The organism is Immundisolibacter sp., assembly GCF_050250495.1.
GTDB lineage: Bacteria > Pseudomonadota > Gammaproteobacteria > Immundisolibacterales > Immundisolibacteraceae > Immundisolibacter.
In genome coordinates this window covers 46015-61436 of the sequence record NZ_JBFWOM010000015.1, presented here as the reverse complement: position 1 = coordinate 61436, position 15422 = coordinate 46015, and the positions used below count along the sequence as shown (strand labels likewise).

15 protein-coding genes and 1 tRNA gene are annotated in these 15422 nt (G+C 70.3%); 3 read left to right on the top strand and 13 right to left on the bottom strand.

Annotation, left to right across the window (positions count from 1 at the left end; all coding sequences use genetic code 11):
* The 12 genes from AB7F93_RS10610 to AB7F93_RS10555 form a co-directional block, all read right to left on the bottom strand.
* A partial coding sequence (locus AB7F93_RS10610; RefSeq protein WP_428302879.1) for a hypothetical protein occupies positions 1-1888 on the bottom strand: 1888 nt, incomplete at its 3' end.
* Complete coding sequence (locus AB7F93_RS10605) at positions 1885-3654, bottom strand: tetratricopeptide repeat protein (protein ID WP_428302878.1); 1770 nt, start codon at positions 3652-3654, stop codon at positions 1885-1887. The genes AB7F93_RS10605 and AB7F93_RS10610, both read right to left, overlap by 4 nt.
* Positions 3655-3900: 246 nt before the next feature.
* Positions 3901-4350, bottom strand: a complete 450-nt coding sequence (locus AB7F93_RS10600) for a pilin (RefSeq protein WP_428302877.1) — start codon at positions 4348-4350, stop codon at positions 3901-3903.
* 411 nt (positions 4351-4761) lie between these two features.
* Positions 4762-5748, bottom strand: a complete 987-nt coding sequence (locus tag AB7F93_RS10595) for a D-Ala-D-Ala carboxypeptidase family metallohydrolase (RefSeq protein WP_428302876.1) — start codon at positions 5746-5748, stop codon at positions 4762-4764.
* A gap of 3 nt (positions 5749-5751) precedes the next feature.
* Positions 5752-7359 carry a L,D-transpeptidase family protein gene (locus AB7F93_RS10590; protein WP_428302875.1) on the bottom strand — a complete coding sequence of 536 codons (1608 nt, stop codon included), beginning with the start codon at positions 7357-7359 and terminating at the stop codon, positions 5752-5754.
* An 8-nt stretch (positions 7360-7367) separates the two neighbouring features.
* Positions 7368-7853, bottom strand: a complete 486-nt coding sequence (locus tag AB7F93_RS10585; protein ID WP_428302874.1) for an FKBP-type peptidyl-prolyl cis-trans isomerase — start codon at positions 7851-7853, stop codon at positions 7368-7370.
* Positions 7854-7934: 81 nt separating this feature from the next.
* On the bottom strand, positions 7935-8888 hold the full coding sequence (locus AB7F93_RS10580; protein WP_428302873.1) for an alpha-L-glutamate ligase-like protein: 954 nt from the start codon (positions 8886-8888) through the stop codon (positions 7935-7937).
* A complete protein-coding gene (locus AB7F93_RS10575; protein ID WP_428302872.1) occupies positions 8888-10402 on the bottom strand; it encodes a UUP1 family membrane protein in 1515 nt (504 codons plus the stop codon). The genes AB7F93_RS10580 and AB7F93_RS10575 overlap by 1 nt, the downstream gene beginning before the upstream one ends.
* A gap of 4 nt (positions 10403-10406) precedes the next feature.
* Positions 10407-10925, bottom strand: a complete 519-nt coding sequence (locus AB7F93_RS10570) for an ATP-dependent zinc protease family protein (protein ID WP_428302871.1) — start codon at positions 10923-10925, stop codon at positions 10407-10409.
* An 83-nt stretch (positions 10926-11008) separates the two neighbouring features.
* Positions 11009-11560, bottom strand: a complete 552-nt coding sequence (locus tag AB7F93_RS10565; RefSeq protein ID WP_428302870.1) for a zf-TFIIB domain-containing protein — start codon at positions 11558-11560, stop codon at positions 11009-11011.
* Between the two features lie 20 nt (positions 11561-11580).
* A complete protein-coding gene (locus AB7F93_RS10560) occupies positions 11581-12012 on the bottom strand; it encodes a nuclear transport factor 2 family protein (protein WP_428302869.1) in 432 nt (143 codons plus the stop codon).
* Positions 12009-12188 carry a PLDc N-terminal domain-containing protein gene (locus tag AB7F93_RS10555; RefSeq protein ID WP_428302868.1) on the bottom strand — a complete coding sequence of 60 codons (180 nt, stop codon included), beginning with the start codon at positions 12186-12188 and terminating at the stop codon, positions 12009-12011. Before AB7F93_RS10555 ends, AB7F93_RS10560 begins: the two co-directional genes overlap by 4 nt.
* A 178-nt stretch (positions 12189-12366) precedes the next feature.
* Here AB7F93_RS10555 and AB7F93_RS10550 point away from each other — a divergent pair, with 178 nt between their 5' ends.
* Genes AB7F93_RS10550 through AB7F93_RS10540 form a run of 3 tightly spaced genes read left to right on the top strand, consistent with a single transcriptional unit; the run spans position 12367 to position 15123 of the window.
* Positions 12367-13011, top strand: coding sequence for a hypothetical protein (locus tag AB7F93_RS10550; RefSeq protein ID WP_428302867.1), 645 nt, complete (start codon positions 12367-12369; stop codon positions 13009-13011).
* The gene (locus tag AB7F93_RS10545; protein ID WP_428302866.1) at positions 13008-13781 is read left to right on the top strand and encodes a hypothetical protein; all 774 of its coding nucleotides are present in this window, start codon (positions 13008-13010) and stop codon (positions 13779-13781) included. Before AB7F93_RS10550 ends, AB7F93_RS10545 begins: the two co-directional genes overlap by 4 nt.
* Positions 13774-15123 (top strand): phenylacetate--CoA ligase family protein, encoded by a 1350-nt coding sequence (locus tag AB7F93_RS10540; RefSeq protein ID WP_428302865.1) that lies wholly within the window; start codon positions 13774-13776, stop codon positions 15121-15123. The genes AB7F93_RS10545 and AB7F93_RS10540 overlap by 8 nt, the downstream gene beginning before the upstream one ends.
* A gap of 56 nt (positions 15124-15179) precedes the next feature.
* On the opposite strand, the gene AB7F93_RS10535 is transcribed toward AB7F93_RS10540, so the two are convergent.
* A tRNA-Leu gene (locus AB7F93_RS10535) sits at positions 15180-15264 on the bottom strand.
* Positions 15265-15422 lie beyond the last annotated feature (158 nt).

The window sequence follows — 15422 nt, the reverse complement described above, 5'->3', positions numbered from 1 at the left end:
GGCGCGTGGCGATGGCGTCTTCCAGCACCGCGATGTGTTCGCGATCTTCCCCCGTCAGCTGCGGCATCCGGGCGACGTCCGCCAACAGCGCCGCCGCACCGTCGAGGTCGTTCTGCAGCATCAGGAAATTGGCCTCCATCAGCCGATAGACGGGCAAGCCGGAGTGCCGATACGCCGACTGCACCCACACCAGGCCCTGCGGGTAGCGCTCGGTTTCCAGACACACCTGCCCGTAACTCATCCGCACCTGCTGGCGCGGCCTGGCGGCCAGGCGCGGGTTGGCCTGCGCCGCGTCCAGCCAGTAGAGCAGCGCCGACAGCATGTCCCGGCACGCGGCATCGTCCGTGCGGGCGCAGTCGGCGAGGTTTTGCAGCGCGATCAGCGTGGTCGGCGGCACCGGCCGCTCGCGCAGCGTCCGTGCGATGGCCTGCACGTCGACCTCGGTCGGACCTAGCTCGCCAGCCGCGCGGCGCGCCCAGATGGCGCGGATTGCGTAGCCGGCCTCCCAAGGCGCGAGCTTGGCCGCGCGCTGGTAATGCTCCGCCGCCCGCGCCGGCTGGCCGTACCGCTTGAACAGCAACTCGCCCATCATCTGCTGCGCCGAGGGCGAGCGCGGGTGGTGGCGGTGCAGCGCCTCGATGATGGCCTCGTCGCTCGCCCAGGCCGCCGCCTGACCGAAGGTGCAGAAGCCGAGCGCCGCGGCACCGGCAAGACCCAGCGCAGCGTACACACGCTGATTGCCCATGCGCCGCGCCAGCGCCGCCACGCCATACACGGCGGCGAAAACCAGACCCAGGCTCGGCAGGTAGTTGCGGTGCTCGTGGGCGATTTCGAGCGGCACCACCGTGGACTCCAGCGCGTGCCCGGCCAGGAACCACAGCACGCCGAAGGTGAACGCCGGCGCCCGGCGCCGCAGCAGAAAGGCCGCACCCAGCGCCAGCGCCCAGCCGTCGAGCGCCAGCAGCGTGGTCCACGGGTCGAGCAGCCAGGTCGAGATCGCGATGTCGTCGTGGTAGAGCCCCAGCCGCGCCGGCGTCGGCAAGGCGATGAGGCCGACGTAGAACCACAGCACGCGCGCCTCGGTCAGCAGCCGCTCGCCGAGCGTGAACGGCCGGCTGGCGTAGCCGTCCAGCAGCAGGCCGGGCTTGACCGCCAATACCGCAAGGCCCACCAGCATCGGCGCCAGCAGCGTGAGTGCAAAAAAGCGGTTGGCCATGCGCCGGCCTGGGTCATCCACCGCGCTCGGCCGCCACAGGCACCACTCGATCACCGCCAGATACAGCGGCAGCAGGATGGCGTTTTCCTTGGTGAACACGCCGAGCACGAACAACCCGCCGCAGGCCAGCAGCCAGCCGGTGGCCGGGCGTTGCCCCCATCGCCCGCGCGCCTCGATCCAGCACAGCACCGCCGCCAGCGTGAAGGTGCCCGCCAGGCTCGTCATGCGCTGCACCACGTACAGCACCGAGGTCAGTTGCAGCGGGTGCAGCCCCCACAGCAGCGCGCAGAACACGCCCACCGCCACCGCGCCCTCGCTGGCCCCCAGGCGCCGCGCCAGACGCACGGCGATGGCGTACACCAGCAGCACGTTCAGCAGGTGGATGGCGAGGTTGGTCAGCTTGAAGGCCAGCGGGTAAAACCCGCCCGCCCGGTAGTGGTCGAGCCCGAACGACAGCGCCGCCACCGGCCGGCCGAGCGGCCCGCTGTGGTTGGACAGCGCCGCCGTGCGCAGCGCCTGCGGCGTCAGCTCCGTCAGCGCAACCGCCGGGTTGTTCAGGATGTTCGGAAAGTCGTCGAACACGAACGGCCCGCGCAGGCCGGGCAGGTAAGCGAGCGCGACGAGCACCAGGGCACCGGCGAGACACGCCCAACGGACTGGCCGGGTTTTCATGGGGCCGCAGCGGGCTTGTGTTCGGCGCTCTCGGCAGTCCGCCCCGTCGCGATGGCGGCGTCCAGCTGCGCGATCTGCCGGTCGAGACGCTGGTAGGCGCGTTCGTTGGCGGCACGGATGCTGTCCAGCACCTGCGTGGCGGCATCCCATTGGCGCAGCGCCAGCAGGATGTTGGCCTGCTCGAACAGCGGGTGCAGGTAGCGGGGGTCGAGATCATGGGCGCGCTGGAACGCGTTCAGCGCGTCCTGAATACGACCCTGCTCCCGGTAGGCACGGCCCAACAGGAAGTACACATAGGAGCGATCGAAGGTCGGCTGGTCAGACGCCAAGTAGGCTTCCAGCCAACGTGTAACGTCCGCCGCCATGTATGCACAACCCTTAGGTAGGCACTCGCTGTAGCGTTGCAGGGTGTTGCTGGCGAAGGCGCTCAGCGGCTGGCTGCGGATGCGCTTCAGGATCTCCGCGTTGAGAGCCGGCGGAGGGTCTATATGTTCCACCCGGTAAGCGCCGACCAGGTTCATCGGATAGCCAGCCTCCCACGGCGCTATGTCCATGGCCGCCAGCAGATGTTGGCGAGCTTCGGGGTACTGGCCGCGCCAGACGAGGTCTGCCGCCAGGTTGTTGCGGGCCTGCGCCGAGCCCGGGTGGTGGCGCACCTCGTAGCGACTCATGCCGAGTTCGTCTCCCCACTGATCGGCGCGCAGCGCCGTGGTGGCGGCAAGAACGGCGCTCACCGTCGCGGCGACCGCGGCCAGACGGCGCCGCGGCCAGCGGACCGCCAGCAAACCGCCCGCCGCGGCCAGCAACAACCCCAGCAGGGGCAGGTAGTTGCGATGCTCATGGGCGATTTCGAGCGGCACCACGGTTGATTCCAGCGCGTGCCCGGCCAGAAACCAGGCAATGCCGAGGCCAATCAGCGGCCGGCGATCCGTGCAGCGCCATGCCAGCAGACCGACCGCGGCGAGACCCAGCAGCGCCGGCAGCGTGGTCCACGGCGTGAGCAGACCGGTAGACAGCGCGATGTCGTCGTGATGCAGACCGAAGGCGTCGATACGCGGCAGCGCCGCGAGACTGGCGTAGAACCACAGTACGCGTGCCTGCGTCAGCACCCGTTCGGCCAGCGTAAAGGGCCGACCGGCGTAGCCGGGGGCGTAATGCCATGCCGCGAGCCCGAATACCAGCACCAGCCCCGACGTTAACAGTGCTAGGCGCGCGCCGGCCGGGATGCGCTGCCAGCGCTGCCACCACGGCGCCTCCGGGAATAGCACCCGGTCCAGTAACAGCGCGTACAGCGGCAACACCACAGCGGTCTCTTTAGTGAACAGTCCAAGCGTCCAGAACAGTCCGCCGGCCAGCAGCCAGCCGACCATCGCGAGCGGCGCCAGTTCTATGGCCGGCGTCGCGAAACGCCGCGCCACTCCGTCCCGCGCTCGCAGCCAGCACAGTAGCGCCGCCAACGTGAAGGTGGCCGAAAGGCTCGTCATGCGCTGTACCACGTACAGCACGCTGGAAATCTGTATGGGGTGCACCGCCCACAGGGCGGTGATCGCCAGCGCGGCGGGCGCCGTCAGACGTGCCGGCAGGGCCTGACGCGCGGCCAGGCGCCCGAGTACCGTGCCCAGCAGAGCCGCAACCAGCAGCGCATTCAGACCATGGATGAGCACGTTGGCCAGCTTGTAGGGATACGGCGTAGCGTCGCCGTGCAGGTAGTGATCGAGCGCGAAGCTCATATAGGCGATGGGCCTGCCGAGCGGTCCCGCGCTCATCGAGCTCGCCGCCCCCCGCAAGGACTGCCAATCCAGCGTCCCTACGCGCAGAAAAGCGTTCTCGCGGACATTTGAATAGTCGTCGAACAGCCAGGGGCCGGACAGGCCGGGACAGTAGGCGAAGGCCAAAACTGCCAATATTCCGACAGCCAACGGGCCTCGATATATCGGTCTCGTTTTTTTCATGGCCAATATAAAAAAGGGGCAGCCGAAGCCGCCCCTTTTTTGCATTGCACTAAGACTGTTTTAGGTCTTTGGCCGATATTTTGACGGAACAGTGGACGCACTGCTTACCGACCACTGGAGCGCTGCACCATTCGATGCCGGGGTGTAAGTAACGGTTTGGCCTGCCGCAGTTCCCAAGCCAAGCGCGCTTTGGGATTTGAGCTGGACATCAATGCGTCCCCGTCCACCAGCGACGACCGTGACGGCAGAAACATATTTCGCGCTATACGACCTGGCCGTGGACAGTCCCAAACTGGCGTGAGTCGTTGGCACTGCCGCAAGACTGCCAGTCTCGCTGAAAGCAACATCGATAGCTGTCCGACCCGCAGAAGCCAGTGAAGCGGCCTCCGACACCTTCGAACGAATCGTGTAGTCCTGATACGCCGGCACGGCCAGCGCGGCCAGGATGCCGATGATGGCCACCACGATCATCAGTTCGATGAGCGTGAAGCCCTGTTGCAGTTTCTGCATGAGGTATCTCCTGATTGTGGATAAAGGCCCGTCTGCGTCGGCGTCGGGTCCGTCCGCACCACCGAAGCACATCGCTATCGGCCCGGCGCGGGCGGGCTTGAGGCCGGCTCGCGGGAGCCATACAGCAATGCGTGTGCCACTCTGTGCGCACGCCGCGCGCGAACACGATAACCGCGGGCTTTGGCGGAACCGTTCAGCCTGCTGAACGGCCCGCGAAAGGCCATTCAACCATTTGATGGTCCGTACAAAACGTCCGCGTGGACGCAGGTGGCGAGTCCTGCGCGTCGCGGGTGCGGGCGGCTGAAAAGCATGGGCTTTTGCGGCGCCGCTGCACTGACGATCCGGCGGCTGGCCATCGGCCGGCGCGCCGGGGATTGTCAACTTGTGACAAAAATTGTCCGCGCCGGCCGGTTACCAGCGCGCCTTCACGCCACGCGTGTCGAGGTGCACGAAGGCGCCGTGGTACGCGTTCGGCGGGTAGGCGGACAGGCCGCCGGTGAAGCGCTGCCAGTCGGCGTCGGCCTGCGCCGCGTCGACGATGCCGAACAGCAGCCGTGCGTCGCCCACGTCGTGCCGGCCGTCGGCGTTGAGGTCATCCATCACGCCGTCGCCGTTCTCGTCGACGAACACGTCCGCCGCGTCGCCGAACTGGTGGCGGCTAAAGCGAGTGTCACCGAGCTGGCGGTTGTAGTGCGGCGTGCGGTAGCCGCTTATCACGGTAAGGCCACTCGCCGCAATGCCGGCGCGGGCGAAGCGGTCGAGTGCGGCTTCGAGTGCCAGCGGCAGGCGCTCGCGCAGCGCAACGTAGCGCGCGCCGCGGGCGTCCTGCTTGCAGACGAACTGGCCGAGCTTCAAGCGCGGTGTGAGCGGCAGTTCGGCGGTGCGGGTGTTGACCTCGATGAAGCCGTCCGGCTGGCGGTAGATGGCCTGCCCGGCCGGGTGCTGCGGGTAGTTGCCGATGAGGTAGCCGTTCAGCATGCCGCCGCGCATGGCCTGCCGCGGCGTGGTGACCAGCGCGGTGAAGCGCATGCGCGCGCCGTCGCCGCGGGCGACTTCCAGCGTGTAGGCTCCGGGCCGGCCGGGCGCGGTCCAGCGCCAGTGGGCGGGGCCGAGGCGCTGCACGGTGCCGGCGCCGGCATCGAGCGCAAAGCGATCGCCGGTGCGGCTGTCCGCCTTCAACACCAGGCGCTCACCCGGCGCGGCTATCAGCGGGTTGATTGCCAGTGCCGAGTGCTCAGCGCCCCAGCGCACGCTGAAACCGGCGCTGTCGGACGGGCCGGCGCGTGGCGTTAGCATGGCGAGTTGCAGCGGCGCCGCGGTGGCGGCGGCACCCGCCACACTGAGCACGCTTGCACCCAGCAGGCGCACCAGCCAGCGGCCGGAAAAACGTCGGCCCATGATTCACTCTCCCTGCAGTGGCGCCGCGAGCGCTGCCGCCAGCGGCGCGTCGCGGTCGTAGATGTCGCGTCGAAACTGCACCGCGCCGTCGCCGCCGACCCAGGCGGTCCAGTACAGCAGGTAGACCGGCACCGGTCGGCGCAAGTTCACGGTGCGCGTCTGGCTGCTGTCGATGGTGGCGCGCAGCGCATCGGGCGGCCAACGCGGGTCGTCCTCAAGCAGCCAGTCGGCCAGCGCCAGTGGTTGCTGCACGCGGATGCAGCCGGAGCTGAAGCTGCGCTCCGCCTGCGCGAACAGCCCGCGCGAGGGCGTGTCGTGCAGGTATACGTCATGGCTGTTCGGGAACATGAACTTGATTCGCCCGAGCGCGTTGCCCGGGCCCGGATCCTGGCGCAGTCGAAACGGCAGCGGCGTCTTCACATGCTGCCAGTCGATGCTGGCCGGATCGAGCTCGCGCGCCTGCTCGCCCCAGCCGCGCAGCACGCGCAGGTGCTCGCGGGCAAGGTAGGCCGGGTCGCGGCGGATCAGCGGCAGCTTGTCCTGCGCGGCGAGTTTCGGCGGCACTTCCCAGTCCGGATTCAGCACAAGGTAGCGGATGCGGTCGGCAAACTCCGGCGATGCCCGGTACGGGCGCCCGACGATGACGCGCATACGCAGCGCCACGTCCGGCCCGTCGATGGCCTCCAGCGTGAAGGCGGCCACGTTGACGCGCACCTGCCGCTGTCCGGGCGCCTCGCCCAACCAGCGTCGGCGCTCCAGGTTGGCAACGATCTGCGCCACGCGCGCCGCAGCCGGCGTGTCGAGCGCGGCCCGGGTGCGGCGGCCGACGGCGCCGTCCACGTCCAGCCCATGGCGGGCCTGAAAGCGCCGCACCGCGGCCTCCAGCGTGGCGTCGAAGAGATCTCCGTCACCACCGACCGGCCCGTCCACCGCCTCGCGCGCCAGGCGCGCGCGCAGCGCGGCGATGGCCGGGTCGCGGTCGCCCGGGCGCAGCGTCGGGCCGGGCGGCAGGCTTGGCCAGCCGCCGCCGTCGGCGAGCGCCTGGTATTGACGCAAGGCGTCCTGAAGGCGCGCGTAGCCAGCCAGCGGCGAAACCAGGCTGTCCAGAAACGCCGCGGCGGAGGGCGCTGCCCCCAGCCGCGCCGGCAGGTCGGCATCGACAATCAGCAGATGGGGACGGGGCGTGACGGAGCCGGGCTCGATGCGCCCGCTGCGCACGTGCGAGCCGAGCAACAGCAGGCCGTCGCTGATCAGCAGATCAACCGCGGCCTGGCCGGCCGAAGTCACATCCGCGCTGCCGGCCGCGATGGCGGCGCGGTGGTAGTTGGCGGTGCTGAAACCGTGCGCTGCGGCGGACGCGAGCGCCGCCTGCGCCTCGCCGGCGCGGGCGCCCGTCCATAGCGGCGCGAAGTCGCGCCCGGCGTACAGGGCGCGCAGCAACTCGGGGGCGTAGAGCGTGTCGTTCGATGGGGTCGCGAGCTTTGCGCGCAGCGCGTCGGCCACGGGCTCGGCCGCCGCCGGGGCGGATAACGCGACGAACACGCACAGAAGCCCGCACAGCCGCGCCAGCGGCCGGCGCGAGGCAGGGCCGCGCGGCAGCGCGGCCGGCACGGCGTCGCTCAGTGGTGGTGACCGCCCGGCCCGTGCACGTGGCCGTGCGCCAGCTCCTCGGCGGTGGCGGCGCGCACGCCGAGCACCTCGACCGCGAAGTGCAGCGTCTGGCCGGCCAGCGGGTGGTTGGCGTCGATGACCACGCCGTCCTCGTTGACCTCGGTGACGCGCACCGGCATGCGCCCGCCGTGCTCGTCGCCGGCGTGGAACTGCATGCCGGGCTCGATGTCGATGCCTTCCGGGAAACGGTCGCGCGGCACCGTCTGCACGCGCGCCGGGCTGTGCTCGCCGTAGGCTTCCGCGGGCTCGATGCTGATGTCGAGCTTGTCACCGACGGCGCGGCCGGCGAGCTGCTTTTCGAGCCCGGCGATCACCGACCGGCGTCCCTGCACGTAGGCAAACGGCTCGGCCGCGGTGGCGCTGTCGAGCACCTCGCCGGCGGAATCGCGCAGGGTGTAGGCAAGGGTCACGACACAGTCGTCGGCAATGTTCACGGCGGGCTCCGGGGCATGGGATAAGGATTCGAAAGAGTCTAGCAGCGGCGCCAGGTCGGGCCGGCGCCGCACGGGCGCGCGTCAGCCGCGCCCGAACTGTTCCTTGGCAAACGCCACGCGCTCGTCGACGCTGGCGCCATCGCGGCCGAGCGCGTCCACGGTGGCCAGGCGCGGCAGCAGGCCGGTCTGGTTGGCGATCTGGATGTTCAGGCCCGGGCGGGCGTTCATCTCCAGCATCATCGGGCCGAAGTCGCGGTCGAGCACGAAATCGACGCCCAGATACCCGAGACCACTGATGTCGTAACAGCGCGCCGCGAGCGCCAGCAGCGTGTCCCACTGCGGCACCTGCACGCCGCTGATGGGATTGCCGGTGTCGATGTGCTCGTCGACGACCTCGTTGCGCCACACGCCGCGGCCGGTGACGCCGCTCGCGATGTCGATGCCGGCGCCGATGGCGCCCTGGTGCAGGTTGGCCTTGCCGTCCGACAGCGCCGTCGGCAGGCGCACCATGGCCAACACCGGGTAGCCGCGGTACACCACCGTGCGCAGGTCCGGCACGCCCTGGTGCGAGATCGGCTCGAACACCGAGTCGATCTTGACGCGGTACTCGATCATCGCCGCGTCCGGCTGGCCGCCCAGGCTGTACAGGCCAGACAGCGTGTTCGAGACGTGGTGTTCGAGTTCGTCCTCGGTGAGCAGCGCGCCGCTTGCCTTGCGGTAGCGGCCCTTGCGCTTGCCGACGATGACCAGCACGCCGTTGCCGCCGCTGCCGTTGACCGGCTTGACCACGAAATCCTCGCGGCCACCCAGCAACTGCGGCAGCTGCACCACCTCGTGCTGGATGCGGACCACGCCGTACAGCTCCGGCACCTGGATGCCGGCGGCCGCGGCCAGCGTCTTGGTGCGCACCTTGTCGTCCACCAGCGGGTACAGGCGGCGCGGATTCACGCGGGCGATGAAATCGCCGTTGCGCTGGTTCATGCCGAGCACGCCGGCGCGGCGCAGCGCCCGCGCGCGCTGCCAGGGGAACACCATCATCCCGCCAGCGCCCGGAAGCGCTTGAGCTCGGTGATCCGGTAACCGGTGTAGCGGCCGAGCGCCAGCGTGATGGCGAGCACGATCAGCAGCAGTTCCGGGAACATGAACACCAGGTGCTGCACCTGCCGCTCGGTCATCACGAGGTACGCGAGCGACGCCGCCAGCAGGCTGCCGCCGGCCTGCTGCAGGGCCTCGCGCGGGCCGGCCTCTTCCCAGCCGATCGACATGCGCTCGATGGTCATGGTGAGGATCACCATCGGGAACAGCGCCACCGACAGCCCGGCGCCGATGCCGAGCTGGTAGGTGATGACGCTCAGGCCCGCCATCATCAGCACCACAACCGTCAGCACCGAGGCCAGGCGCGGCACCAGCAGCAGCTTGAGCCGCTCCATGTAGAACCGCGCCAGCAGCCCGAGCGCGACGATGCCTGTGAACAGCAGGATGCCGTTCAGCAGCCGGGTCTCGCGAAACGCGAGTGCGATCAGGATCGGCGCAAAGGTGCCGAACGCCTTGATGCCGACCACGTTCCTCAGCAGCACGATGATGAGCGCGCCGAGCGGCATGGTCAGCACCACCCGGTACACCATCTGCATCTGCACCGGCAGGCTCAGCAGCGAGAACTGGAGCGCCAGCGAGCCGCGCTCGGCAGCGCGCTGGCGGGCCGCGGCGAGCGCCTCGTAAGTGTTCTCCGCCGCCGAGAATTCGAGCCGCAGGTGACGCACGCCGTCGCCGTCGCGCAGCGGCGGCTTGCCGCGCGACCACACCAGGAAGCCCTGCGGGCGACCCTGCGCGCCGGTCTGCGGGTCGAACCACAGCCAGCGCTCGCCGTTGTGCACTTCGAGCGCCGTCAGCAGCAGCAGGCGGCGCCCTTCCTTGTTCAGCAGAAAGCCGTACACCGGCCGGGCGGCAATGCCGGCGCTGGCGAGAACCTGCGACGCCACCAGCGCCCGGCGCTCGGGCGAGCTGTCCCCGGCCAGCAGCAGCGCGATGTCCGAGTTGTCACGGGCGCGCAGGCGTGCCAGCGTCTCGCCGGCAAAGGTGGCGATATCGGCGGAGTGCGCGCGCACCTGCTCCACGAGACTGGCCGCCACCGCCGCCTCGGCGTCGCCGAACTTCGGCGGCTGCACGCGCGGCGCGCTGCTGGTAGTCGGCTCCCGCTCCTCGGGGTAGACCACGGCCTGGTAGTACAGCTCCTGCTCGCCGCGCGCGCGGCGGATGGCCCACAGCGCCTCGCGATCGCCGTCCTTCACTTCCGTGGACAGGCCGTAGCCGCTCGACACGAAGGTCTCGTCGAGCAGCGCGAAGCCCGGCGGGCGCAGCGGCACCGCCAGGCGCACCTTGACCGGCTTGCCGGACTGCGCCGTGAAGCGCACGCGCGCCTCGACCGTCCAGGCGCCGATGGCGTTCTCGGCGCGGATCGGCACGCCCAGGTCCAGCCACTTGTACAGGAACAGACTGCCGCCGACGGCGACCAGCAGCAGGCACAGGATCAGCAGGTGACGGTTTCGCACGGGATCAGTTGTCCGGGGTGGGCGCGTCGTCGCAGCGTGGCGGGCGCACGAAGGTCCGCGCCGGGTCCACCACGGCCAGCCCGGCGAGCGCCTTGCGCCCCAGCAGCAACGGGTAGATGAAGCGGCCGCGGTCGGTCAGGTTGACCTCCACCATGCGCAGTTCGTCGCCCAGGCACAGCGGCAGGCGAATCACCGGCCGGCGATCGTAGGGACCGCTGTGGCGCTTGATGCGCACGTAGCGCGCGACCGGCTGCTCGACGAGCGGCGCCTCGTCGAGGCCGGACCGGCTCGGCCGAAACCGCACCCAGCGCTCACCGTCTCGCTCGAACGGCGCGATGTCGGTGGCGTCGAGCGAGGAGCTCTTGGCGCCGGTGTCGAGCTTGGCCTTCACGCGCAGCGGCTCGCCGTCGAGGTGCAGCTCCACAAACTCGACCCAGCCGTGGCTGCCGCGCGCCGCCGCCGGTGGCGACCCCGCAAGCAGCAGGCACAGCGACACGACGAGCGCGATGGACAAATGGCGCATGAAAACGAAACGGGTGACTGGCGTGGTGGGCGACCGGCGGCCGCGGCGGGCGGCATTCTATACGACCGCCCGACGGCACCCGCTCAACGAAACGGGTTGCTCGCCTGCAGCGCCAGCAGGCGCTGGTGCAGGCCGGGATGCTCGGACAGCACGCGGTATTCGAGCAGGCGCAGCACGGTGCACAGCTCGCGCCAGTCCTCGATCAGCGGCTGCGGGCCGGTCAGCAGGTCGCGTGCCTCGTGCAGGGCGGCTCGCAGGTAGTCGCCGGCCGGGCGCTGGTCGAGCTCGTGTTCGAGGGCAACGACGATGCGCTCGAACTCGCGCGCATCCAGCCACACCCCGAAACAGGCGTCACAGTAGTCGACCGTCACGCCGGTGTGGCCGTACTCCAGCGCGTGCAGCGCGCCGTCGCCGGTGGGGCAGCGGCCGCTGCGCGGCGCGTGGCGGAACTGCTCCGGGTCCGACCACAGCTCGACACCGAGCGCGGCCAGGTCGGCATCGGCCGCGTCGCGCGCGGCGGCCAGTGCGTGGGCCTCGAACCACAGGCCGCGGCACTGCGTACAGCGCGCTACCGGCACGCCCTGCAGTTCGGCATCCGTGAGGGCAACAGCGCAGCGCGGACACTCGACTGACATGCAGGGCTCTCCTTGACGCATCACTCGGCAAGCACGGGGTAGCCGCGCCCGGCGTAATCGAACCCGTCGAGTTCGAAATCCCGCCGCGCGTAGGGCGCGTGGGGGTTCAGGTAATAGGCGCGGATTTCGGCGATGCGCCCGTCGCGCAACCGGTACCACTCGGCGCCGCGCATCAGCTCCGGCGCGCCGCCGGGCGGCGTCCAGCGCAGCGTCCACTCGATGACCGCCTCGTCGCCCTGCACGATGCCGTGATCCACCGTCCAGTGGCCGGCGATGCGCGGCTGCATGCGCGCCCAGTGCTCGGCCAGCGCCGCCGCGCCGCGCACCGGCCCGTGGTGGGTGAAGTAATGCACCACGTCCGCGCAGAACGTGGCCTGCATGGCGGCCCGGTCGGCGGCGTTGCAGCCGGCGTAGTAGCGACGGATCAGGTCCAGCGCGGACTCGGCGTTCATCCGCGCGGCCCGGCGATCAGCCAGATCAGCAGCCCCAGCACCGGCAGCAGCAGGATGAGGACGATCCACGCCACCTTGGCGCCGGTGCCGGCGGCGCTCTGGGCCACGTTGACGATGGCCCACACGTCGGCGATCAGCACGATCAGAACAAGCACGCCCCCGACTTCGATGCCCATGCGCTTCCTCCACGCCGTTGTCCGGCCGTCGTATCTCATCCCGCGCGCGGCGCGCCAGCAGGCGGTTTCGGCCCGCCGCTAGGGTACCCTGTCGCGCCGTTGAAGCCGCAGGATCATCCCGGTGGAGCCTGCCTCCCAAGCCAGCGAAGCTCAGCGCGAAGCTCGTGACCGGGCCGTCGTGCGCGCCTGCACGGTGCTGCCGGCTGCGCTGCTGCTGGTAACCGCCGCCTACGCTGCCACCCGCTACGTGGTGTTCGGGCCGTGGTCGATCGGACACATTCCGCTTTACGTGCTCAACAAGGCCTTCGCCTGGACCGGCATCGTGCTGCTGGCGCTGGCGCTCGGTCTCGGTCCGGCGGCGCGCCTGTGGCCGGCGCTCGGCGTCCACCTGTGGCGGCGGCGCTGGTGGGGGCTGGCCGGGTTTGCGTTGGCAACCATCCACATCGTCGTGTCGCTCGCCATCCTCAATTACGGCTATTACCGGCTGATGTTTCGCCAGGCGTTCGAGTTCACGGCGCTGGCGGAGTGCGCCATGCTGGCTGGGGTGCTGGCCTGGCTGGCACTGCTGGCGCCGGTCGCGGCCTCGCTGCCGGGCGTGCAGGCCGCCATGTCGGTGCGTTACTGGCAGGCGCTGCAACGCGTGGGTTTGTTGGCGCTGGCGTTGGCCGGACTGCACCTCGCCTACGGCGTGCCGGGCTGGTTAGCACCGGCGCTGTGGCATGGCGGGATGCCGCCGATCACGCTGTGGTCGGCCGGCGCCGTGTTGATCGCGCTCGGCCTGCGGCTGCTGACAGTCCTCACAACCAACCGGAGACGGCCATGAGCGACACCCCCGGGCGGGCAGCCGTGAGCGCGCTGGTGCTGATCGCCGGCACGGCCAGTGCCGAGCAGGCACCGGTATGGCAGGTGGCCATCGCGCATGATTTTCTGCTGCCGGACGACGGCCCGCCGGTGCACCAGTACCCGGCGCAAACGCTGGACTTCGATGCCAAGGGTCTGCTGCGCGGCTTTGCCGACGACCGCGGGCCGGTCACCTGGGGCCTGCCGGTCGGCCACGCAGGCAACGACGGCCTTGTCGCCTGGGGCCGCTGGGGCACCGGCCGCACGGCAGGGCAAGGTCGCCACGCCAACGTGGACATCACCGGCGGCGAGGGCGCGCGCAACGCCATCTACTACGTGGCGGGTGTTCCAACCCAGAAAGCACTGCAGGGCGCGGCGCGCTTTTCGGTGCTGGGCGGGCAGGTCTCGCCCACCGCCGGCGAAGGCGGCATGGCGGCCACGACCTTCCTCGAAAACGGCGCGCTGGAGGCGGATTTTTCGACCGGGCGGGCCAGGATCACGCTCGCCATTACGGTGCCGAGCGGCCGCTACGAGCTGAGCGCCGAGGATCTCCACATCGTCGATGGCCGCATCCAGACCGCGCCCGACAGCCGGCTCGCGGTATCCGGCGCGTTGTGTTTCGCCGGCTGCAAGGCGTATCTGACCGGCTTCCTCGCCGGACCCGGCGGTGAACGGGCCGGGCTGGCCTATCACGTCGACATCGAGGCGCTGACCGAGGACGTCAACGGCGTCATCGCCTGGCGACGTGACTGAGCCGCGCTCGGCCGTCACCGGACTCGCCTGGCCGGCGCTGCCGGACAGCGTCGGCGCCAGCCTGCTCGCCGTGCACTACCAGCTCGCGCAAAGCGAGTGGTGGCCGGCGCCGCGCCTGGAGGATGCGAGCTTCAGGCAGCTCGCCGTGCTGCTGCGGCATGCCCGGGACACCGTGCCGGCCTACGCGCAGCGCCTGGCCAACGCCCCGGTCGACGACCCACAAGCGCTCGCCGCCCACTGGCCTTCGATACCGCTGCTGCGCCGCACGGACGTGCAGACGCTCGGCGAGGCGCTGCACAGCCGCGCCGTGCCGGCCGACCACGGGCAGGTCATCGCGTACCACACCTCGGGCTCCACCGGCCGGCCGCTGCGCGGCCTTGAAACCGAGCTCAGTCACTTTTTCTTCGGTGCACTGAACCTGCGCGAGCACCTGTGGCAGCGGCGCGATTTCGGCGGCACCTTCGCGGCCATCCGGACCCAAGTGCAGGACGCGCGCCAGCCGGGCTGGGGCCGCGCCATCGAGGCGGTGTTCGACACCGGTCCCGCGCTCACGCTGCCCATCCACACGCCCGTCGAGCGCCAACTCGACTGGCTGCTGGCGAACGATCCCGACTACCTGCTGACGCATCCATCCAACCTGCGCGGCCTGCTGCTGGCCGCCCGCGCGCGTGGCGTGACGCCCGCCCGCCTGCGCGGGCTTGGCAACTTCGGCGAGCAGTTGCCGGTGGACTTGCGTGCGCTGTGCGACGCGGTGTGGGGTCTGCCGCTGGCCGACATCTACAGCTGCGAGGAAGCGGGCTACCTCGCCCTGCAATGCCCGGAGGTGCCGGAGCACTACCACGTGCAGGCCGAAAACGTGTTCATCGAGGTACTCGACGCGCATGGCGCGCCCTGCCCGCCCGGCGCCAGCGGCGAGGTGGTGCTAACCACGCTGCACAACTTCGCCATGCCGCTGATCCGCTACGCGATTGGCGACCTGGCCGAGGTCGGTGCGTCCTGCCCGTGCGGGCGGGGGCTGCCGGTGCTGCGGCGCATCCACGGCCGGGCGCGCAATCTCGTGCGCCTGCCGGACGGCAGCCGGCACTGGCCGTCGTTCCCGGCCGAGGAGTGGCTTGCGATCGCGCCGGTGCGGCAGTTTCGCCTGCGCCAGACCGGCCCCGAGCGGATCGAGGTGGACCTGGTCGCTGCCCGACCGCTAGCCGCGGCCGAGCAGCGCGCCGTGCAGGCCATGCTGCAACGGCGCCTGGGCCACGCGTTCGACATTGCGCTGCGCCCGGTGGCCGCGATCGACCGCGGCGCGGGCGGCAAGTTCGAGGATTTCGTCAGCGAGTTGGACGATTGATGCGCACCGCGGGCCGTGCGGCCAGCGCGGTGGCGGAACGCTCACGACGTGAGCGTTGGTGCCGATGGTCGGACTCGAACCGACACGACTTGCGTCACCACCCCCTCAAGATGGCGTGTCTACCAATTCCACCACATCGGCGTGGGACTACTTGCCGGGCATTTGCGGCGAGGCCGGAGCCTCGCTCGCCGGTGCCGGAGCCTCGCTCGCCGGTGCCGGCGGGGGCAGAAGTTTATCAGTAACGCTGGCGGGACCACTGGCGTGCGCGCCCAGATATGCCAACACCAGACTGGTCAGAA

What these genes read in the sequence shown, in the direction of transcription:
- AB7F93_RS10555 (WP_428302868.1), bottom strand. Translation starts at nt 12,188, where the DNA reads ATGGGCATCGAAGTCGGGGGCGTGCTTGTTCTGATCGTGCTGATCGCC.
- AB7F93_RS10560 (WP_428302869.1), bottom strand. Translation starts at nt 12,012, where the DNA reads ATGAACGCCGAGTCCGCGCTGGACCTGATCCGTCGCTACTACGCCGGC.
- AB7F93_RS10545 (WP_428302866.1), top strand. Translation starts at nt 13,008, where the DNA reads ATGAGCGACACCCCCGGGCGGGCAGCCGTGAGCGCGCTGGTGCTGATC.
- AB7F93_RS10595 (WP_428302876.1), bottom strand. Translation starts at nt 5,748, where the DNA reads ATGGGCCGACGTTTTTCCGGCCGCTGGCTGGTGCGCCTGCTGGGTGCA.
- AB7F93_RS10600 (WP_428302877.1), bottom strand. Translation starts at nt 4,350, where the DNA reads ATGCAGAAACTGCAACAGGGCTTCACGCTCATCGAACTGATGATCGTG.
- AB7F93_RS10565 (WP_428302870.1), bottom strand. Translation starts at nt 11,560, where the DNA reads ATGTCAGTCGAGTGTCCGCGCTGCGCTGTTGCCCTCACGGATGCCGAA.
- AB7F93_RS10580 (WP_428302873.1), bottom strand. Translation starts at nt 8,888, where the DNA reads ATGGTGTTCCCCTGGCAGCGCGCGCGGGCGCTGCGCCGCGCCGGCGTG.
- AB7F93_RS10570 (WP_428302871.1), bottom strand. Translation starts at nt 10,925, where the DNA reads ATGCGCCATTTGTCCATCGCGCTCGTCGTGTCGCTGTGCCTGCTGCTT.
- AB7F93_RS10605 (WP_428302878.1), bottom strand. Translation starts at nt 3,654, where the DNA reads ATGAGCGCGGGACCGCTCGGCAGGCCCATCGCCTATATGAGCTTCGCG.